The organism is Vibrio brasiliensis LMG 20546 (assembly GCF_000189255.1).
Lineage (GTDB): Bacteria > Pseudomonadota > Gammaproteobacteria > Enterobacterales > Vibrionaceae > Vibrio > Vibrio brasiliensis.
The window spans coordinates 39,839-57,698 of record NZ_AEVS01000018.1 but is presented as its reverse complement, the minus strand read 5'-3'; the positions used below and the strand labels follow the sequence as shown (position 1 = coordinate 57,698).

At 44.3% G+C, this 17,860-nt stretch carries 18 protein-coding genes; 10 read left to right on the top strand and 8 right to left on the bottom strand.

The genetic code is table 11. The features are described 5' to 3' along the window. The first annotated feature begins 44 nt into the window (after positions 1 to 44). Positions 45 to 431 (top strand): NUDIX hydrolase, encoded by a 387-nt coding sequence (locus tag RH46_RS03925; protein ID WP_006878106.1) that lies wholly within the window; start codon positions 45 to 47, stop codon positions 429 to 431. 85 nt (positions 432 to 516) lie between these two features. On the opposite strand, the gene RH46_RS03920 is transcribed toward RH46_RS03925, so the two are convergent. Both RH46_RS03920 and RH46_RS03915 read right to left on the bottom strand, forming a co-directional pair. Continuing rightward, positions 517 to 990, bottom strand: a complete 474-nt coding sequence (locus tag RH46_RS03920) for a BamJ family beta-barrel-assembly machinery protein (RefSeq protein ID WP_006878105.1) — start codon at positions 988 to 990, stop codon at positions 517 to 519. Between the two features lie 17 nt (positions 991 to 1,007). Then, positions 1,008 to 1,628 carry a thiol:disulfide interchange protein DsbA/DsbL gene (locus RH46_RS03915; RefSeq protein ID WP_006878104.1) on the bottom strand — a complete coding sequence of 207 codons (621 nt, stop codon included), beginning with the start codon at positions 1,626 to 1,628 and terminating at the stop codon, positions 1,008 to 1,010. A gap of 286 nt (positions 1,629 to 1,914) precedes the next feature. On the opposite strand from RH46_RS03915, the gene RH46_RS03910 reads away from it, so the two are divergent. Together RH46_RS03910 and RH46_RS03905 are read left to right on the top strand one after the other, a co-directional pair. Beyond that, positions 1,915 to 2,532 (top strand): OmpA family protein, encoded by a 618-nt coding sequence (locus RH46_RS03910; RefSeq protein ID WP_040895098.1) that lies wholly within the window; start codon positions 1,915 to 1,917, stop codon positions 2,530 to 2,532. Positions 2,533 to 2,772: 240 nt separating this feature from the next. Next, complete coding sequence (locus tag RH46_RS03905; protein ID WP_006878102.1) at positions 2,773 to 3,924, top strand: HD-GYP domain-containing protein; 1,152 nt, start codon at positions 2,773 to 2,775, stop codon at positions 3,922 to 3,924. Between the two features lie 92 nt (positions 3,925 to 4,016). On the opposite strand, the gene RH46_RS03900 is transcribed toward RH46_RS03905, so the two are convergent. Then, positions 4,017 to 4,256, bottom strand: a complete 240-nt coding sequence (locus RH46_RS03900) for a YgjV family protein (RefSeq protein ID WP_174263834.1) — start codon at positions 4,254 to 4,256, stop codon at positions 4,017 to 4,019. Between the two features lie 311 nt (positions 4,257 to 4,567). Next, positions 4,568 to 4,885 (bottom strand): DUF496 family protein, encoded by a 318-nt coding sequence (locus RH46_RS03890; protein ID WP_006878100.1) that lies wholly within the window; start codon positions 4,883 to 4,885, stop codon positions 4,568 to 4,570. Between the two features lie 187 nt (positions 4,886 to 5,072). Between RH46_RS03890 and RH46_RS22445 the strand changes: the two genes are divergently transcribed. The 6 genes from RH46_RS22445 to luxQ all read left to right on the top strand — a co-directional run bounded on the left by RH46_RS22445 (position 5,073) and on the right by luxQ (position 11,295). Next, a complete protein-coding gene (locus tag RH46_RS22445) occupies positions 5,073 to 5,267 on the top strand; it encodes a hypothetical protein (protein ID WP_040895107.1) in 195 nt (64 codons plus the stop codon). A 34-nt stretch (positions 5,268 to 5,301) separates the two neighbouring features. Then, positions 5,302 to 5,949, top strand: a complete 648-nt coding sequence (locus tag RH46_RS03880; RefSeq protein WP_006878098.1) for a YceH family protein — start codon at positions 5,302 to 5,304, stop codon at positions 5,947 to 5,949. Beyond that, positions 5,949 to 6,275, top strand: a complete 327-nt coding sequence (locus RH46_RS03875) for a GIY-YIG nuclease family protein (RefSeq protein WP_006878097.1) — start codon at positions 5,949 to 5,951, stop codon at positions 6,273 to 6,275. Before RH46_RS03880 ends, RH46_RS03875 begins: the two co-directional genes overlap by 1 nt. Before the next feature lie 63 nt (positions 6,276 to 6,338). Further along, positions 6,339 to 7,496, top strand: a complete 1,158-nt coding sequence (locus tag RH46_RS03870; protein WP_006878096.1) for a conjugal transfer protein TraF — start codon at positions 6,339 to 6,341, stop codon at positions 7,494 to 7,496. A gap of 149 nt (positions 7,497 to 7,645) precedes the next feature. Then, positions 7,646 to 8,743 carry an autoinducer 2-binding periplasmic protein LuxP gene (locus RH46_RS03865; protein ID WP_006878095.1) on the top strand — a complete coding sequence of 366 codons (1,098 nt, stop codon included), beginning with the start codon at positions 7,646 to 7,648 and terminating at the stop codon, positions 8,741 to 8,743. After that, a complete protein-coding gene (luxQ, locus tag RH46_RS03860) occupies positions 8,743 to 11,295 on the top strand; it encodes a quorum-sensing autoinducer 2 sensor kinase/phosphatase LuxQ (protein WP_006878094.1) in 2,553 nt (850 codons plus the stop codon). The genes RH46_RS03865 and luxQ overlap by 1 nt, the downstream gene beginning before the upstream one ends. A gap of 30 nt (positions 11,296 to 11,325) precedes the next feature. On the opposite strand, the gene RH46_RS03855 is transcribed toward luxQ, so the two are convergent. The 4 genes from RH46_RS03855 to yccS form a co-directional block, all read right to left on the bottom strand. After that, complete coding sequence (locus RH46_RS03855; protein WP_006878093.1) at positions 11,326 to 12,585, bottom strand: hydroxymethylglutaryl-CoA reductase; 1,260 nt, start codon at positions 12,583 to 12,585, stop codon at positions 11,326 to 11,328. Positions 12,586 to 12,679: 94 nt separating this feature from the next. Next, positions 12,680 to 12,958 carry a hypothetical protein gene (locus RH46_RS03850; RefSeq protein ID WP_006878092.1) on the bottom strand — a complete coding sequence of 93 codons (279 nt, stop codon included), beginning with the start codon at positions 12,956 to 12,958 and terminating at the stop codon, positions 12,680 to 12,682. A gap of 55 nt (positions 12,959 to 13,013) precedes the next feature. After that, entirely contained in the window at positions 13,014 to 13,238 is a 225-nt protein-coding gene (locus RH46_RS03845; protein WP_006878091.1) for a hypothetical protein, read from the bottom strand. A gap of 121 nt (positions 13,239 to 13,359) precedes the next feature. Then, positions 13,360 to 15,531, bottom strand: coding sequence for a YccS family putative transporter (yccS, locus tag RH46_RS03840; RefSeq protein ID WP_006878090.1), 2,172 nt, complete (start codon positions 15,529 to 15,531; stop codon positions 13,360 to 13,362). A 258-nt stretch (positions 15,532 to 15,789) separates the two neighbouring features. Here yccS and helD point away from each other — a divergent pair, with 258 nt between their 5' ends. Further along, on the top strand, positions 15,790 to 17,856 hold the full coding sequence (gene helD, locus RH46_RS03835; protein WP_006878089.1) for a DNA helicase IV: 2,067 nt from the start codon (positions 15,790 to 15,792) through the stop codon (positions 17,854 to 17,856). The last annotated feature ends 4 nt before the right edge of the window (positions 17,857 to 17,860 follow it).

Genomic DNA, 17,860 nt, shown 5'->3' with positions numbered 1-17,860 from the left:
CGATAGAGCGATACATCAATCAAACATCACAAAGGAGTAGGGATATGAAGCACTTGTCTATGGCTATCGTAGTGAAAAATGGCAAAGTGTTAGTTCAGGAAAGATTTAGAACGTCGAAAGGAAAGGTATTTGAGTTTCCAGGTGGTGCGGTTAATAACAATGAATCAGGCACTGATGCGGCGGCTCGAGAACTATTTGAAGAAACAAAAATAAATGGTCTGTCTCATGCAGCAACCTTTAGTGGTATTAACGATTTCGGTGGCCGTATTTACTACGCGATCTTCAATGCTAACGACGACCACGAGCCAACTGCTGTCGATAGCGAACGTCAGCAAACTTTCCATTGGCTAACACCAAGTGAATTACCATTATCTGATTTCTATGCTGCCGACGTTGATTTTATTCAGCGTCACCTAGTCAATTACGCTTAACGCCAGATTGCCTCCCCTCAAGTTACGTAGCGAGCAAATAAAAAGCCAACGGATATCCGTTGGCTTTTACATATCTACCCAGCGCTTATTGAATTTCGAGCAACTCGACTTCGAAGATTAAACTCGCTGCTGGTGGAATAGGACCAGTACCGTTTTTGCCATATGCGAGTGGGCTTGGGATGTATAGGCGGAATTTGTCACCCACGGTCATGTAAGTCAGACCTTCCTGCCAGCCCTTGATAACCTGGTTTAGCTTAAAGCTGATTGGTTCACCGCGTTCAACAGAACTGTCAAACACAGTACCGTCAATCAAGGTACCATGGTAATGAACTTTCACTTTACTGGTTGCAGTTGGGTGCTCAGTGCCTTCGCCTTTATGCAGCACTTCGTATTGCAGGCCACTTTCAGTGGTGATGACACCTTCTTTTTTCGCATTCTCAAGCAGGAACGCCTGACCAGTGGCAAAGTTAACTTCTCCGGCTTTATGGTTTGTCCATGTGCGGTAGATGAAAAATCCCGCAAGAATGAAAACAATTAAAGGGAAGATAATTTTAGACATAGTTTCTTTCCGTAGAATTAAGGTTGTTGAAGCAAAAAGTTGATTGTGTCAGCGATGCTCGCGACGTCTTGATGGCCACTAGTGATAACCTGGTATTTACCGTTAACGATGAACGTTGGAACTGAGTTAATCTGGCCTTTAGTTGTGATGTCGTCAGCAAGCTGCATTGCAGCAAATAGCTGTTTCTGTTGCTGGTCATCAAAATCGTAAGGGCTTACCAGATTACGGCTATGGAAAACTTGATCAAGCGCGGCTTTCTTTTCAGACAGAGTCGCACCGTCACCCATTTGCGTAGCGGCAAACATTTCGGTCATCATTTGATGATCTGGCTTTTTACCAAGTTGCATTTCGGCAGCGTAGTAAATCATCGCGCCAATTTGTGCGCTTTCATTGAAAGTGACATGTACCTTACCAATAGATTGGCCGGTTAACTTTTCAATGGTTGGCATTTCGTCTTCCATTTTGCGGCAGTGACCACAGTTAAGGGAGAAGACCTCAGTTACAGGAGGCAAACGAAACGTCGCTAGGTTTACTGGCAGCTGTTCATATTGCTTGCCTTCAACAGGACCCGAATTGTCACTGCATCCAACCAAGAGTGCGGAAAGGGCAATAAAAGCAAAAGTTGCGAGTTTTTTCATGATGATATCTCAAATCGTGACTGTTTCGGCATTGTAATAATGACGTCAGCGCGATATCTGTGTGAGTTAAAAGTAGGGTGATTTTACTGATTCAAATCACGAAGCGAAACCGTTGGATGACAGAATTGAGTGAATAAAGTATTTCTAACAGTGAATAGCCACTCTGTCGGGTTTGACAACAACTATAATTAAAGCGATTAAAAGCAAAAATTATCCGAAAAGGACTAAAGATTATTGTCAGTTGCCGATAAAGGTTATGTAGCGTAACGGAACTAACGGTGAACCCATGAAGCATTTTGTATTACCTCTTATTCTATTAATGTCAGGTTGTAGCAGCATGACTGATGAGATGGCTTTTTGGGATGATAACTTGTTAGACAGCGCGCCTAAGTCGGATTTTGACGTACGTTACCCAGAGTGGGGCACACAGCCTGTCATTTCTAACTCTGGAGTAAAAGGCCCTATGGGGCAGCAGCGCACTCAAAGTTACAGCGATCTGCAGAACTTCCTGATCAGCAATGGCATCGACTATGAACTCTTGCCTGGCAATCATGTTATGGTGCGCCTTAAAGATACTATCAAGTTCAACACCGGTTCTTCGCGCGTTGCACCAGATTCAAAATACTGGCTTGATATGATGGGTAATTACCTGGCTACTCAGCCAAGTATCGATATTGTCATCGATGGCCATGCTGATAGCACCGGAGCACCAAGCTTTAATGACTCGCTTTCAATGAAACGTGCTAAAGCGGTTAAGCAACAGTTGGTTAACAATCGTGTGGCAATGGACTCCATTTATACGCGTGGCTATGGTGAATATGTACCGGCATGTAGCAACCGAACCAAAGCTGGCAAAGCGTGTAATCGTCGCGTAGAAGTATTGTTTATTGTATCAACTAACTAATTGAATTTTCCTAATTATCAATAATATGGAGCACGCCATGGGCGTGCTTCTTGCTTTTTTGAATAGTGTTCTGTATCAACTTCCTTGCAATGCAATCGTGCAATAACCATAAACTTTATGATGGATTTCTAATTTTGCACTGATTTAAGTTATCGTAGTGTTAAATGTCTGATAGGTTAGCTCTCAAATATGAGATATTGTTCCAAGAAATTATCAGAAAAATAAAGGCTACGTTGCTGTATGTTCAACTACTCGTTTCTAAACCACATTGCTGCTCAAGATCTCGCTCTCATTCCAAAACTTGATAGCATTTACGAACACGTCCTCGATTCATACCCGCAAATGTCCCGCTTTTCTGTTGCCCTGATGGGGGAGAATAGTGTCTCAAACTATTATGTAAAAGATACTATGACCGAGATTGGACGTTATGATTTTGAAGAGCAAGAACTTCGTGATAACTCCTCTCTGACCAGCATTGCTTACACAGCGAATGTCCGAATCGTTGGTGATCTGCGTAAAATGCTTCAGACCGATCGTATACGTGAGCTGATTCGTTTAGGTCACCGTAGTAGTTACACTTATCCTATTTCTTATCAAGGCAAAACTATTGGCTTTATTTTCGTTAATGCTAAGGATATCGGATTCTTTAGCAGAAGTGATGTTGAACGTGATTTTGCTTACCTTGCACAGATAGTTGCAAACCAGTTTATTCAACTGTTCGAAAGTCAGCGTCACTTTCAGTCTTCGTTAGAGATTGCACTGAAAATGGGTCACGCCCGGGATCCTGAAACCAAAGAACATCTGACCCGTATGGGAATGTATAGTGAGTTGTTGGCGCGTTTTATGTCGAAAAGCTTGGGCGAAATCAGTCACCAGTTTATTCACCGTATTCGCCTTTATGCTCCATTCCACGATATTGGTAAATACATGATTCCTGATGACATCTTATATAGCGATAGGCGTTTTACACCGGAAGAGCGCGCCATCATGAACAATCACACCATTTTCGGTGAAGAGATTATTGACGAGGTTATTCAACTCTCTGGCAGTAAGACAGTTTCAGACGCTGAAATTCAATTTATTAAAAACATCGTCAGGCATCACCACGAGAGTTTTAATGGCAAGGGGCTGCCTGATGCACTGAGTGCGGATAACATTCCTCTTGAAGCGCGAATAGTGACACTAGCGGATGTGTTTGACGCTCTATTAAGTAAACGAGCCTATAAGCCTGCGTGGGAACTGAGTGAAGTGATTGAGTACATCAAGTTTCAGAAAGGCCAGATGTTTGATCCAATGTGCGTTGATGCGTTGCTGAATAATTTAGAGCAGTTTATGGAAATACGTAGTCGCTACTTAGATAAGGTCGAAAATCAGGAGCTGATTGCCAGCTAAAATGAACCTCGCTATTCGGTCACTTACCTGAGATAAATAAAAAGCCCTTGATGATGACTCATCAAGGGCTTTTTCAATTCTGCTACAGGCTGTTAGGCAGCGCTTTTAACTTGTTCGCTTTTTTTTTCGCTTTGCATCTTAGCCAGGAAGTAGACGTTAACGCAGGCAATAAAACCGTTTGTTACAACTACTGGCCAAGCATCAATCATCAGGCCGTATGCAGTAAATAGTGCACAACCGATGAAGTTAAGGACACGAAGTCTTACGATGTCTTTCATTGTTAGCGAGATTGCTACCATGATCGACGCTGCGTAACCTAAAATTTCAACCATATCCATAATTTGACCCTCTAATTTTTGCCGAACTTTGTCGGTACCAATTCTTCTCTTCTTGAGATAAGTGAGGAAGCTCCGTGCCTCGAATGGTCTAAATGATTAACTGAGATGAAATATAACAGGGCTAAATGTGTGATGGAAGCCCCAAAAAAGGGAACGGAGAAGGTTAGCGATTACGCAAACGTTTTACGCATCTTCACCGATTTTTATAACCAATATTGTTGGTTAAATGCGGCTTTATTAGCCCAAAAACAACAAGCCTACACACTGGGTGTAGGCTTGATAAGATAAGCTGGATAAATAGAAGATTACTTCTTCTTACCCTGAATAACTTTGTCTTCTTCAGTCAGCTCACGAATACGGCGGCTGATATCACGACGCTCTTTAGAAATTTCAGCGCTCTTGATGATGTGATCATCTACGCGGTCTTCGTAGTCAGCTTTCATGTTTTTAATGATACCAACGATCTCTTCGTTGCTCATATCAGCCTTGATGTAATCAAGTAGGTTTTCTAGAAGATCAACACGTTTACGGTTATCACGAACTTTCTTTTCGTTATCAATAAGTTCGCGCTTTAGCTTATTTTTACGACGTGCCTGAGCTACGATTTCAAATACACCACTCATAGGTCCCTTTCCTAATATTTTGAATAACTGTCAATGATTAAATCATAACATCTAGTGGGTTAACAGTCTTAAGATCAATCATTACAGTACCTTGACGGTTTTATCGCCAATCTGTTGGCAGATGATTGAGCGTACCTCTGGTTCGATATATGATTTCGCTATTCTAAAGCAATCGACAATGCAAAAAATGCGCACGTCTGAGATTATTATGCCTAGTGCGACAACGGAACAATCACCGCAGCGAGCTAGCAGGTTACTCAAAGCATATAAACATGAACGCACTCGACAGGAAGTCACTGAGGTCGAGTTGAATCGTAGTAAAATTGTGATGATCGATGAGAACGGAAATATGAAAAGAGTTCCCATCCTTGCCGAACACTAGAAAAGCGTTGGCAACAACATAGTAAGGAAATGGTATGAATATTGAGCTATCCCCAGTAGAAGCCCGTGTTATCGGTTGCCTGATCGAGAAAGAAGTCACAACTCCGGACTACTACCCATTGACGTTGAACAGCTTAACGACAGCTTGTAATCAGAAAAGTAATCGTGAACCTGTGATGTCACTTACTGATGTTGAGGTTCAACAGGCAGTTGACAGTTTGATAGCGCGTCGCCTGGTTAGCGATGAGAGTGGGTTTAATAGCCGTGCAAACAAGTTTCAACATCGTTTCTGCAACACCGAATTTGGTGATCTGAAGTTGAGTAAACAGGAAAAGGGTATTGTTTGCTGCATGTTGTTGCGTGGCGCTCAGACTCCGGGTGAAATCAGAACACGCACCAACCGTCTGGCTGACTTTGTTGATGTAAAAGAAGTAGAAACCGTCCTGGACAATATGGCAGCGCGTGAAGAGGGGGCTCTGGTAGTTAAATTGCCTCGTGAAGCGGGTAAGCGTGAATCTCGTTACATGCACCTGTTTAGCGGTGAAATTGATGTAGAGTCACTTGCAGTGACACCTGTTCCAGCTGCGGGTAACGATCGAATTAGCCAACTAGAACAAGAAGTTCAGGATTTGAAAGCAGAAGTTGCAGAGCTTAAAGCGCTGTTTGAGCAGTTTACGGCTTAATGAGTTCTAGCCTCGAAAAACCATTAGTTAAGCATTCGGATTGGTACGTATACCTGATCCGAATGCGCAACAATGCACTTTATTGTGGTATCACCACTGATGTCGAACGACGCTATCAGCAGCACTGTAATGGAACCGGTGCTAAAGCCTTGAAGGGTAAAGGTCCCTTAACACTTGAATGGCATCAGCGAGTCGGTTCATCTCGCAGTGACGCATCAAAAGTAGAGTATCAAATCAAACAACTATCCAAAGCTAAGAAGGAACAAATAATTTCAGGCAAATTTGTGATTGAACATCATATTGATTGCACAGAAATTATTCGTTAATCCTACAAAAATTCCTACATGTATTAATCTTGATTATGACTAATAAAAAAGGTTGATATGGATATGAATCAATTAAGTAAATTATCATTAGCAGCGGGCTCACTCATTCTAACTTCAGTTGCACATGCCGCAACTGTCTCTCCTGACGGTCGAGGCAACGGTATGGGTAACACAGGCGTTACCAGTGCAGACTATGTTCTGGCTCCTTTCTATAATCCGGCTTTAGCAGCGGTCTATCGTGACAGTGACGATTTTGGCATTCTGATCCCTGCCATTGGGGCGACCGTAAGGGATACCGATGAAACACTCGATACGGTAGATAGCTTACAGGACACGATTAAAGCGTTTGAGGCTTCCGGTAGTGTTGATGCAACCACGGCTGCTCAATTAAACAGTTACCTCACTCAACTTTCGGATGATAAGCCACTGGCAGTAAGTGCGGGCGTTGGTATCGCAGTGGCTCTGCCAATTAATACACTTTCCGCAAATATTTACACTCGAGGTTACGCTGAAATTGTCGCAACGCCTGAGATTGCGGCGAATGGTGGTGATACACCTGCTGCGGTGGAAACTCGTTATAACAACTCTAATGTTGATATGATTGCCTTTGGCTACACGGAGTTTGGGGTGGCGCTGGCGAAGAGAATGACTATTCAGGGTCAAGACGTTTCACTAGGTATAACGCCAAAATACCAACAGCTACGTACTTACAAACAGAGTCTTTCGGTGGAAGATTTTGATGTTAGTGATTACGACCAGAGTGAAACTAACGAGAACTACTTCAACTTAGACCTGGGTGGTGTATGGTTCTACGAACAATACCGAGTGGGAGTAGCGATAAAAGATCTGTTCTCAAAAGAGATCAACACCTTAGATATTGGTGGTGTGAGTACTTATAAGCTCAACACGCAAGTGACCGTCTCTGGCTCTTACACAATGGACTATTTAGTTGCGACGGTAGACTGGGATCTTACTAAACAAAAACGTTTCACTGACCTGAACGACGATACCCAGTTCTTGCGTGTTGGCGTCGAAGGTAATGCATTTGGTTGGGCGCAACTTCGAGCAGGTTATCAGATGGATATAGAAGACACGCTAGATAACTCCTTTACCGCAGGTATTGGTATTAGTCCGGGTGATCTTGTCAGTATCGACTTCGCAGGCAGCTACGCTGGCGACAATCAATTTGGCCTGTCCGGTAATTTGTCTTTTACGTTCTAGACGCTATACGGCATAATAAAAAGCCGAGTTAAATTAATAGCTTGATGGTTAATAATTGAACTCGGCTCTATTAATAATATTGAATTATAATTGATAGATAACCATTCAAATTATTATGCTCAGTTAGCTAGTCAAAAAGAGAGAACGCCATGTGTAAGTATAGACTTCTATCTTTATTCGCTTTGTATTCAGCAACTTCAATGGCTCACACGACTCAAGTGTTAAATGGTTATTGGCAATATGACGAGTACCTCGATGCTCACCCGCAACAAAAAAAGCTGACTGAAGCCTTAAGTGAAGAAGTGCGCGGCTACCCGACACCACTGGCAACTCAACAACGAAAGCCGATATCCATTTCTGTCGTTTATCCAGGCCAGCAAATTTCCGATTATTGGATACGTAACATCAAGGCGTTCGAAATGCGCTTAGAAAAGTTAGGTATCAGCTACAGCATCAATCAGGTGTTTACACGCCCTAATGTTGATGTCAGGCAGCAAAGTCTATCTCTGCTTGAGGCGATTCAAAACAAGTCTGACTACCTAATCTTTACACTAGATACCACACGCCATAGAAAATTCATTGAACATGTACTGAGTTCGACCGATACCAAGCTGATTTTGCAGAACATCACGACTCCAGTGAGAGCCTGGGATCAGCAGCAGCCATTCATGTACGTGGGTTTTGACCATATTCAAGGGACACGTGTTATCGAGCAGTACTACAAATCGGTTGTGCCAAAAGAGAGTCGCTACTCGGTTCTTTATTTTTCAGAAGGCTATGTCAGTGATGCTCGTGGAGATACATTTATCGAAGAAATGAGCCATCATGATAACTATGAACTCTCTTCTTCTTTCTATACTAAAGCGACACGCGAGTCTGGGTATTTAGCGGCTAAATCAGCATTAGAGAAAGACAGTGAGATAGAGTTTATTTACGCCTGTTCTACTGATGTTGCTTTGGGAGCGGCTGATGCGCTGAAAGAACTTAACCGAAGTGACATTATGCTTAACGGTTGGGGAGGTGGAACTGCAGAGTTAGAAGCGATCGCTAACGGTAGCTTGCAGGTAACGGCAATGCGTATGAATGACGACACCGGTATCGCAATGGCAGAGGCCATAAAGTGGGATATGGAAGGGCGTAGCGTCCCTCATGCATACTCGGGTGATTTCGAACTGGTGACCAGCGAAGACAGTCCGAGCAAAATTGAAAAACTTAAGCAGCGAGCATTTAGGTATTCTGATCAATAATGCGAAATCTTATACGGCAACACGGTAAAAGCCGCTTAGCAACACTATTAACCAATTCTCTCTTTCTGGTGATTGGTGGGTTCATTGTGGTTATGGTATTGCAAAATTATCAGGTAAACCGTGAAGTTGTGTCACAGGAAGTGGCCCGAACCAAGCAGCAGACTCAGAGCTTGGTTCAGGAAATCTTTAACTTCCAAATCAAGTCAATCGAAATTCAACAGGACAGCTATAGTAGGAACCCAAGCTTACTCGAAGGGTTGCTGAAGGAAGACGGGAAAAAGCTTGACCTGTTTTTTAACAGTATGGATCAGCTGTCTCCGGATATCACGCCGGATTTTCGTTACATTATCAGTGGCGATGAGCTGCTCTGGGATGATGCGAATTTTGAATTCTATGGCATATCCCCAGTTCAGTTGATGCATTTAACCCAAGACATAATGACTGGCTTCGATTGGCATATTTCTCAGACTCCTTCAGTGATGGGGACTCGCTATCTGATGATACGACGTTCATCGGTTGTTGATTTGGAGTCGGGTGAAGTTGTCGGTTATTTGTATGTCGGTATTGTCTTAAACAACAACTTTTCAATCGTCAATGCGCTCGCACAAGGAGGCAATGCAGATGAAATACTGTTGGCGGTTGGCTCCGAAGTTATAGCTTCAAGCGATAAGAACGATGACGCGCAGCAAATGCAATGGCTCGAACAGTCATCCAATGAGCTAGATGCGAGTGGTTTCACTGTCTCTCGAACTGATGTGACAATTAACAATGTGCCGACTTTTCTATCGGTTTACACCGTACAGGACAACGAGCACATCGTTCGCTTTGTCACCAGTCACTACGTTTGGATCGCTATCACCGCCGCTCTGATTACCTGTATTGCGCTATACACCCGTTACTGGCTCGGTAAAAGGGTATCAAAAGAATTGCGTAGTTTGATGACCTATACCGATGCATCTATTCAAGAACAGAAGTTGCTTGAGTTTCATGGCTCATCAATTCAAGAGTTTCATCAGATAGGTAAATCATTTCAACGTTCGTTCAAAAGACTTAACGAGCAAGAGAAGCAATTCACTGATCTATTTAACTTTTCACTTTCGCCCGTTACCTTGTGGAATACCGCAGGGGATCTATCAAGGTTCAACCCCTCTGCTGAACGAAGCTTTAGAACTTCCGCTAGCAGGGAACTACTGATTGAGAGTTTAAAACCACATATCCTCATGTGCGCGCAGGGGGCGACCTTAACAGGCATTAATACTACGATTGTTAATAAAACCTACCGGTGGAACCTCTCTCCGATCGTCACGGACAATAGTGTTGCCCAGATCATGGCGCAGGGGCAGGACATAACCAGTTTTATCGAGGCAGAGAAGCAGAGTCAGGCCGCTCGAGAAGAAGCAGAAGAGTCCGCACGTATGAGAGCAGACTTCCTGGCGAAAATGAGCCATGAGTTACGTACGCCACTCAATGGTATTCTGGGCGTCTCTCAGCTGCTTAAAGATAAAATGGTCGACCAACGCGACATCGAGCATGTTGAAGTGCTGTGTAATAGTGGCGAACACCTGTTAGCAGTATTAAACGATATTCTCGACTTTTCGAAAATCGAGCAAGGGCAATTTCATATTGAGAGTGAGCCATTCCGTTTGGTTGAACTTACCAATACCGTCGAGAGAATCTTTAAGCCACTACTAGATGATAAGAATGTTGCCTTTGAAGTGGTCAATAAAATTCCCCATGACAAGTGGGCTAATAGCGACCAAGTGCGCCTCAACCAGATCATCTTTAACCTGGTCAGTAACGCAGTTAAGTTTACCCATCATGGAAGCGTTACTGTTACCTTAGGGTGTCAGCACCAAGAATCCGGTTGTTTACTCAATCTTGACGTGGTTGATACCGGGATTGGTATCGAACAACATCGTCTTAGCCATATTTTTGAACCTTTTGTACAGGCAGAAGCAAATACCACACGCGAGTATGGCGGCAGTGGATTGGGGTTAGCCATTGTTCAAAGTCTCGTCACCATCATGGGTGGAGAGATTAAGCTTGAAAGTGAGGTGGATGTCGGCACCAGATTCTCAGTCAGAATTCCGCTAGAAGTGGGTAATACTGATGCGATTCAGGTTGAGAAAAAGGCGCTGCCTGAAGAACCGTCTACCATGTTCCCTGAATCGCTGCATGTCTTGCTGGTTGAAGACAACCATACCAATGCATTTATCGCTAAAGCATTTTGTGAGAAGTACGGTATGACGGTAACCTGGGTCAAAGATGGTATCAATGCTATCGACTTCTTACGTGCTGATCAAAGTGTGGCGTTAATACTGATGGATAACCAATTGCCGAATTTAGGTGGTATTGAAGCGACAGAGATAATCCGTAATGATTTAGGCTTATCGGTCCCTATCTATGCTTGTACTGCCGATGGTATGCAAGAAACTAAGCATGCGTTCCTTTCTGCAGGTGCGAATTACGTGATAGTCAAACCGATTAAAGAGATTGCGCTTAACAAAGCCTTTATCCACTTTAAGCAGAACTATTACTCTTTAGTGAAATGAGCAAGGGCAGCCTAATGGCTGCCCTTATTGTTAGCGTGCAAGTTTTTGATGAGCTCGGGAGAAGTGATCTGCGCAGAAGGCCCCAACGATAGAGAGCTCTCCCGCCAGACACAGGCAGGCAGCCACTTCAGCAAGAGATTTGGCATTACCACTGCCGTGGAGTCCCATAATATCTAAGCAAGCCTTCTGGGTCGGCAGACCAGTACCGCCACCGACAGTTCCAACCATTAAGTTTGGTAGCGTCACACTTGCGTGTAGACCACCTTGCTCGTTGAGCACCATTCGAGTTATCCCCACCGCTGACTCGGCAACACAGGCTGCATCCTGACCACAAGCGATATAAAGCGCAGCGAGTGCATTGGCGTAATGAGCATTGACGCCTATTCCGCCGCTAAGTGCTGCGCCAGTTGTGGTCACTTGACCAAAGCGAACCATTTTCTCTGGGGAGGTATGGAGGTACTTCTCAACCAGCTCTTTACTCAGATGGACTTCCGCGGTGACTTTCTTACCACGCACATGACGTAGCGTATTGGCGTTTGGTTTCTTGTCTCCAGATAGATTGCCGTCGAGAAAGGCTTCTGTCGGTGTGATAGGAGAGTGCTCAAGAATATAGTGATAGACCTCATTGGTCGCGATGGTAACCATATTCTGACCCGACGCGTCGCCAGTATGGTACTCGAACACCAAGTAAACCTGACTAGCTTCAATATTTACATTGATGTCATGCAGCTTTCCGTGAGATGTCGTCGACTCGGCAATACGCTTAAAGTGATCATATTGAGTGACAACCCAAGCGACAAACTGACCTGCGTTGGCAAGAGAATCGAAGCTGAAAACGGGTGTACGGGTTACGCCTTCGTTGATCAGCATGGCACTAGCGCCACCAGCCGCAGTAATTAACTGTGCTCCTCTGTTATACGAAGCAACAAGAGCTGCCTCTGTTGTCGCAAGAGGGATCAGAAAGTCATCATTGGCATATAAGCCGTTAACTCTCAGAGGCCCTGCGACTCCGACAGGCACTTTCACGGTACCAATGAAGTGTTCGATGTTTTTGTTATATAGCTCGGCATGAGCTTGGGTCTGTTCGTCGAGCAGTACAGTTTTATCCGTTAGGCTATCGAGTTTGTTCCAACGTTTTGCCAGAGTTTTTTCAGTGATATAAGGGCTTGGCGTCAATCTAACCTGTGGACGCTCAAAACGGGGACTGAGTTTTTGTTCTAATGTATGGCTGTGTTGATCTGGTTGGAGAAAGTGGTGTTGATTAAGTCGAGAAAGATTCAGTTTGGGCATTACAAAATAAAACGATAAATTTGCCTGCATTCTACCCGATAGCCTCGGGAACTCAATGTTTGCTTAATGTATTGCTACAATTTGCCGCACAAAGTCAGACGTGAATATCAAGTAAGGTTCCAATCATTTCCTGATCTCGCTGCAACACATTAGTGCCAATACGACTATATTGTTCAGCGCTGGTCAAACGAGTCAAGGGTTCAATATCTGATGGGGCGGGTGCTTTGAACTCAACTTTATTGAACTCGTAGCTGTCGTCTTTAGAAATGGATTGCAACTGTTGGTTCTGTTGGATTTCAAGCGCAGCGTCTTCGGCCATCTTCGATGACATATCAATGATTTGATAACCTGACTGTACAGAAGATACTGGCATAAACACCTCCGCTTAATTAAAGCTTAAGTGGTGATTGAAATATCGGCAAGTTGTGCTATGAAAATAGACTCGAAATCAGAGATAACTCTTCATCAGTGACTACAGTTTCATCATTTGAATCCAGTTCGCTGTTGATTTCACCACGTAGCGTGCGCAGTTGTTGTGGAGTCAACGACTTTAACTGGGCTTTCATAATCTCAAATTGTTGTGGGGTCATATAGTTGTACCTGACAATCAAATATGGCTCTAATCCGTACTGGTAAGAGATGTCTCCTTTCATCTTTCACTCCTTCAAAAAGGAACTGTATGTCATTTTATTTGACGGTGACGGAATTTTGTCCGAGTAATGTCAGGCAGTGTTAATAAATAGTGAAGAGCAGGCGCTCTCCACTATGGAAAAGTTACGCGTCCTGAGAAGGGTGGGCGACGCGAACGGCAAACTTACTGGCAAGCGAATGTAGCTCTGGTAGCATGCGATAGATCAAGTGCAGTTGCTGTAGAACCATTCTTACTGAGCTGTCGTCCTCTTCACGCCATTCAGACAGCCTTTGTTCCAGCGCTGGATCATCAATTTCGCTGGTATCACAGTTATCACAGTGCTGATTAAGCTGAGTAAACAACACTTCCAGATGCTGATGAATCACCCTGTGTGCGTCAAGGATTAGCTTGTGCGTCGCGTCGTCAGCAATCTGAGTACGGTGAGCGCCCAGAGCTGAAATATAACTCAGCAGGGCATGGTTAAGGGTTAAGAAACGATAACTCTCGTCAACCGCTGACAGGTAGCGTCCCGGCTCAGCAAGCATAGAGCTGATCGCAGTCGTCAGAGTTGCGTCTTGGTTGTGAGCGTCACGACGAGAAATTCGATAGCTTAAGCTGTCTTTCTTACCGATACGGTACTGGCCGATAATCTGTGCCAGATAGGTTTTGTTGGCGTTGATAGCATCCGCCATCACCTTGTGTAAACGCTTCGATTGCCAGTCAGGAAGAATTAACGCGACTGCAGCAACGGCTAGCGCACAGCCAACTAAAGTATCGGCAAGACGTGGCAGCACAACTGCATAGCCTTCACCTAACTGGTTAAAACAGAACAATACAAGTACGGTGATAAAGCCTGTAGCGTAGCCGTAGTTGGCGAGACGGAAAGCAAAAAACGCGACGCCGGAAATAACCACAAATACTAACTGACTCTCTTGAGAAGGGAAAAACGTCAGTAGTGGCACACCAATCAACAGACCGGCGAAAGTACCCAATACACGAGCAACCAGCTTCTGACGTGTTGCACTATAGTTTGGCTGGCAAACAAATAGCGTAGTTAGCAGGATCCAGTAACCACGTTCGATATCGAAAAGTTGAATGATGCCATAGCCAATCGTCAATGAAATCGACATTCTTACCGCGTGGCGGAATAGCATTGAGTCCTTACTAAAATTGGCTCTGATTCGTTGCCACATCGCTGTGAGGGTGTGAGCTTCTGTATCATCGAGCACATCTTCTTCTAGCTTGTTGGCATCTGGATTATTGACATTACTAAGCTGCTTTTCGACCGTAGCGAGGTTATTGAACAAGTACCCGAGTTGCGAAAGTAAAGAGCGCCACTGAGGGTTTTGATGTGACTGCAAATAGCTGAGGGAATTTTGCAGTTCATCAAGCGCTACGACCGACTGATTGTCATGCTGATACTCTTTGCCCAGACGAATCGCATTGGCAATTTCACGACAAGAGTGTGCCTGACTCTCCATTAAATGTTTGAAGCGAAATAGAACATCTGAACGTTCAAAATGCTCAGCAAGCTCCTGATATCGATAGTGAGTCGAACTGATTCGCTCATGGATGTCCTGAGCGAGAAAGTAGATATTGAGGAAGCGGTCACTGGCCCCGTCAACATGTCCGCGCTTAGAGCGGCTCAAAAACGTTGCTTTGCAGGAGTTAAGCGCACTAACGGTTGCCGCGTTAAGTCGCGCCTCTTCTAATCGATAAGGCTGTGGAGTGAGGTTGGAAACCGGATGGAACAACTGACTCTTTGAATCGAGATAGTTAGCCAGTTGAAGAAATACATGAGCCAGACTCTGCTGAACAGGCTGCATTGGCCACAGTGCATGCCAAATCATCGACATTAGGTAGTACCATGCGGCACCAGAGAGCAACATTAATGGCTGGAACCAAATGTTGGGACTTTGATGAGCGCCAAGCATGGCATAGATCGCAATAAGTAGCGAACCGAAGGCAATGCTTGCGTAGCGCGGGCCAATCGCCCCGAGCATAATAAAGCCGAAGGTTGAGCTAAACAGACCAATGGCAAATAACCAGGGAGTGTTAAACAGCAACTCAATTGAAAATGCCGCGATGGCAAAACAGATCAGGGTCAGAAACTGAGACTTAAGGCGACCAGTGAAGCTATCGTCGCTTTCAGCCAACGCGGCGGCAATCACACCAAGTATCAACGGAATAATGTAAGCATTGAGCTGAAAATACCAAGCGGGAACCACCACCCCAAGAAGAGTGACAAGAATGAGTAGGCTGTAGTTAATAGTTTTATTTGCCCAATAATGGCGTAGCTGACTAAATAAATTCACTAGCGGATGTCTGTTGGTCAAAAAAGTGGTTTCACGTTAACAAGATTTATATGGTAACGAGCTGATCCAAATAAAGATACTAGTTACTTTGACTATCTTTTGCCCATTATTGACCTTGACTAATGTAACTAATCTAACCAAAGCGACTATTTGGGTTCAAAACCAGCGGCTTTACTCACTATTTTTAGCGTAAATCTGTCAAAACAGAAATCAATTCAGTTATGATGCTTGCAAGGGAAATTATAGGCTTAATAAGAAATGCAGCTAACCGCTAACAAGACTGCAAAGTTTTTTATCCAACGCGAATACTACCAGGTAGAACTCACATCTGATGCGTTGGTTCTCAGTTCTGAAACGAGTGAAGAGCATATTCCATTTAATGTTTGGAGCGGCCAGGTACAAGTTAAAAACGGCTTGTTATGGGGTGGCCTACTGTTCTTCGCTTATACACATGATGGTCAGCGCCGTGCCTGGCTTGTTCAGGGTCTGCCTCTTAGCAAATGTCGTGAATTTGCCCGCTTGGCTGTGGCTCGTTACCAAAAGTGGCACCACAATCAGTGCGAGCAGTTAATCAAACACTTGCCTCAGTGGGAGCAAACAATTGAGCAATTCTATCGTCAGCCATCTTTCCTTACTCACTCCTCCGTGGAGCAGTGGCAACAGGCCGTTGCTGAGGATTTCAGCCAGATGAACATGACGCTGGAAGATGCTCGCTTAAGGATGCCAAAGCGGATGGCACAAATTGAGCCTTGGATCAGCCAGTCGGATCAACAACTAACCGAGCGTAATGAACAATGGATGGAAAACGAGCTGGAAAACTGGCAGGTACTGTTTTCTCAAATTGAATCTTCACCACTAAACCTTAGTCAGAAGCGCGCCGTATTGCTTAACGACAATAACAATCTGGTACTGGCCGGCGCTGGTTCTGGAAAAACAAGTGTGCTGACGGCAAGGGTCGCTTATTTACTGCAAAGTCATATCGCTCGTCCAGAAGAGATTCTAATGCTTGCTTTCGGCCGTGATGCTGCTGATGAAATGAAGCAACGACTTAATGATAAAGTGGGTTTAAGCGCTGAAAGCGTGAAGGTTAATACTTTCCATCAGCTTGGCCTACAGATTCTTAATCATGTAGAAAGTGAACCAGTGACTATTTCGCCACTGGCGACCGATGATAATCAGCGTAAGAGTTGGTGCATTGATTGGCTCAAGAAACACTGGATGACACCAACCAACTTCAAACGCTGGCAGAAACACTTATCTAAATGGCCAATTGCTTATTTAGCGGGTGACGATGAGCTAGGTAGCCACGTAGAAAACCCGAAACTGATTGCCTGGTTAGAGCAGCAGCTGTCACAACTGGCTGCGATGGAGTGTAACAAAAAAGAGCTCCAACAATTACTGGTTGAGCATCCAGAGTATACGCGTCTGAATAGCGAACTTTCTCTTGTATGGCCGTGCTTGCAAGCCTGGAACCAGCAATTGAAAGAGCAGGGACACATTGATTTCAATCTGATGATTTCTCGTGCCACTCAGTATGTCACCAAGGGTAAATTCCGATCACCGTGGCGTTTTATCATGATTGACGAGTATCAGGATATTTCACCGCAGCGTTTGGCGTTAATCGAAGCGCTCTGCCAACAAGAGACACAAACAAACTGTGTACTGTTTGCAGTAGGGGACGACTGGCAATCGATCTATCAGTTTGCTGGCTCGGATGTTGACCTGACTACCGGATTTGCTGAGCGATTCCCGCACTCAACAATTCATCACTTAGATACCACCTATCGTTTCAACGACAAATTGGGGCAAGTGGCGAACCGATTTGTTCAACAGAACCCAATGCAGTTACCGAAGACGCTTAATAGTCACAAGCAACAAAAGTCAAAAGCGGTAACTATGTTGCCTTCAAACAACATTGAGAAGGTACTTGATCAGCTGAATCGAAAAGCGAAGTCAACACAGACAGTATTGCTGCTGGGACGTAACCATTATCACAAGCCAGAACTTCTCAATGACTGGCAGAAGAACTTTGGATTATTGTCGATAGAGTTTATGACCTGTCATGCCAGTAAAGGTAAAGAAGCCGATTTTGTGTTTGTCGTCGGTGTTGATGAAGGACAGTTCCCTGCGCGAGTAAAAGCGTTACATATAAATGGTGCTTTGACTCAGTCGAACGATACCTTCCCATATGCAGAAGAGCGACGTCTGTTCTATGTTGCTTTGACCCGAGCGAAGAAGCGCGTATGGGTGACCTATAGCGGCTCCGGCTCCTGCTTTGTAAAAGAGCTCGTTGAACAAGATTATCCAGTCATAGTACAAAAATAAGGAA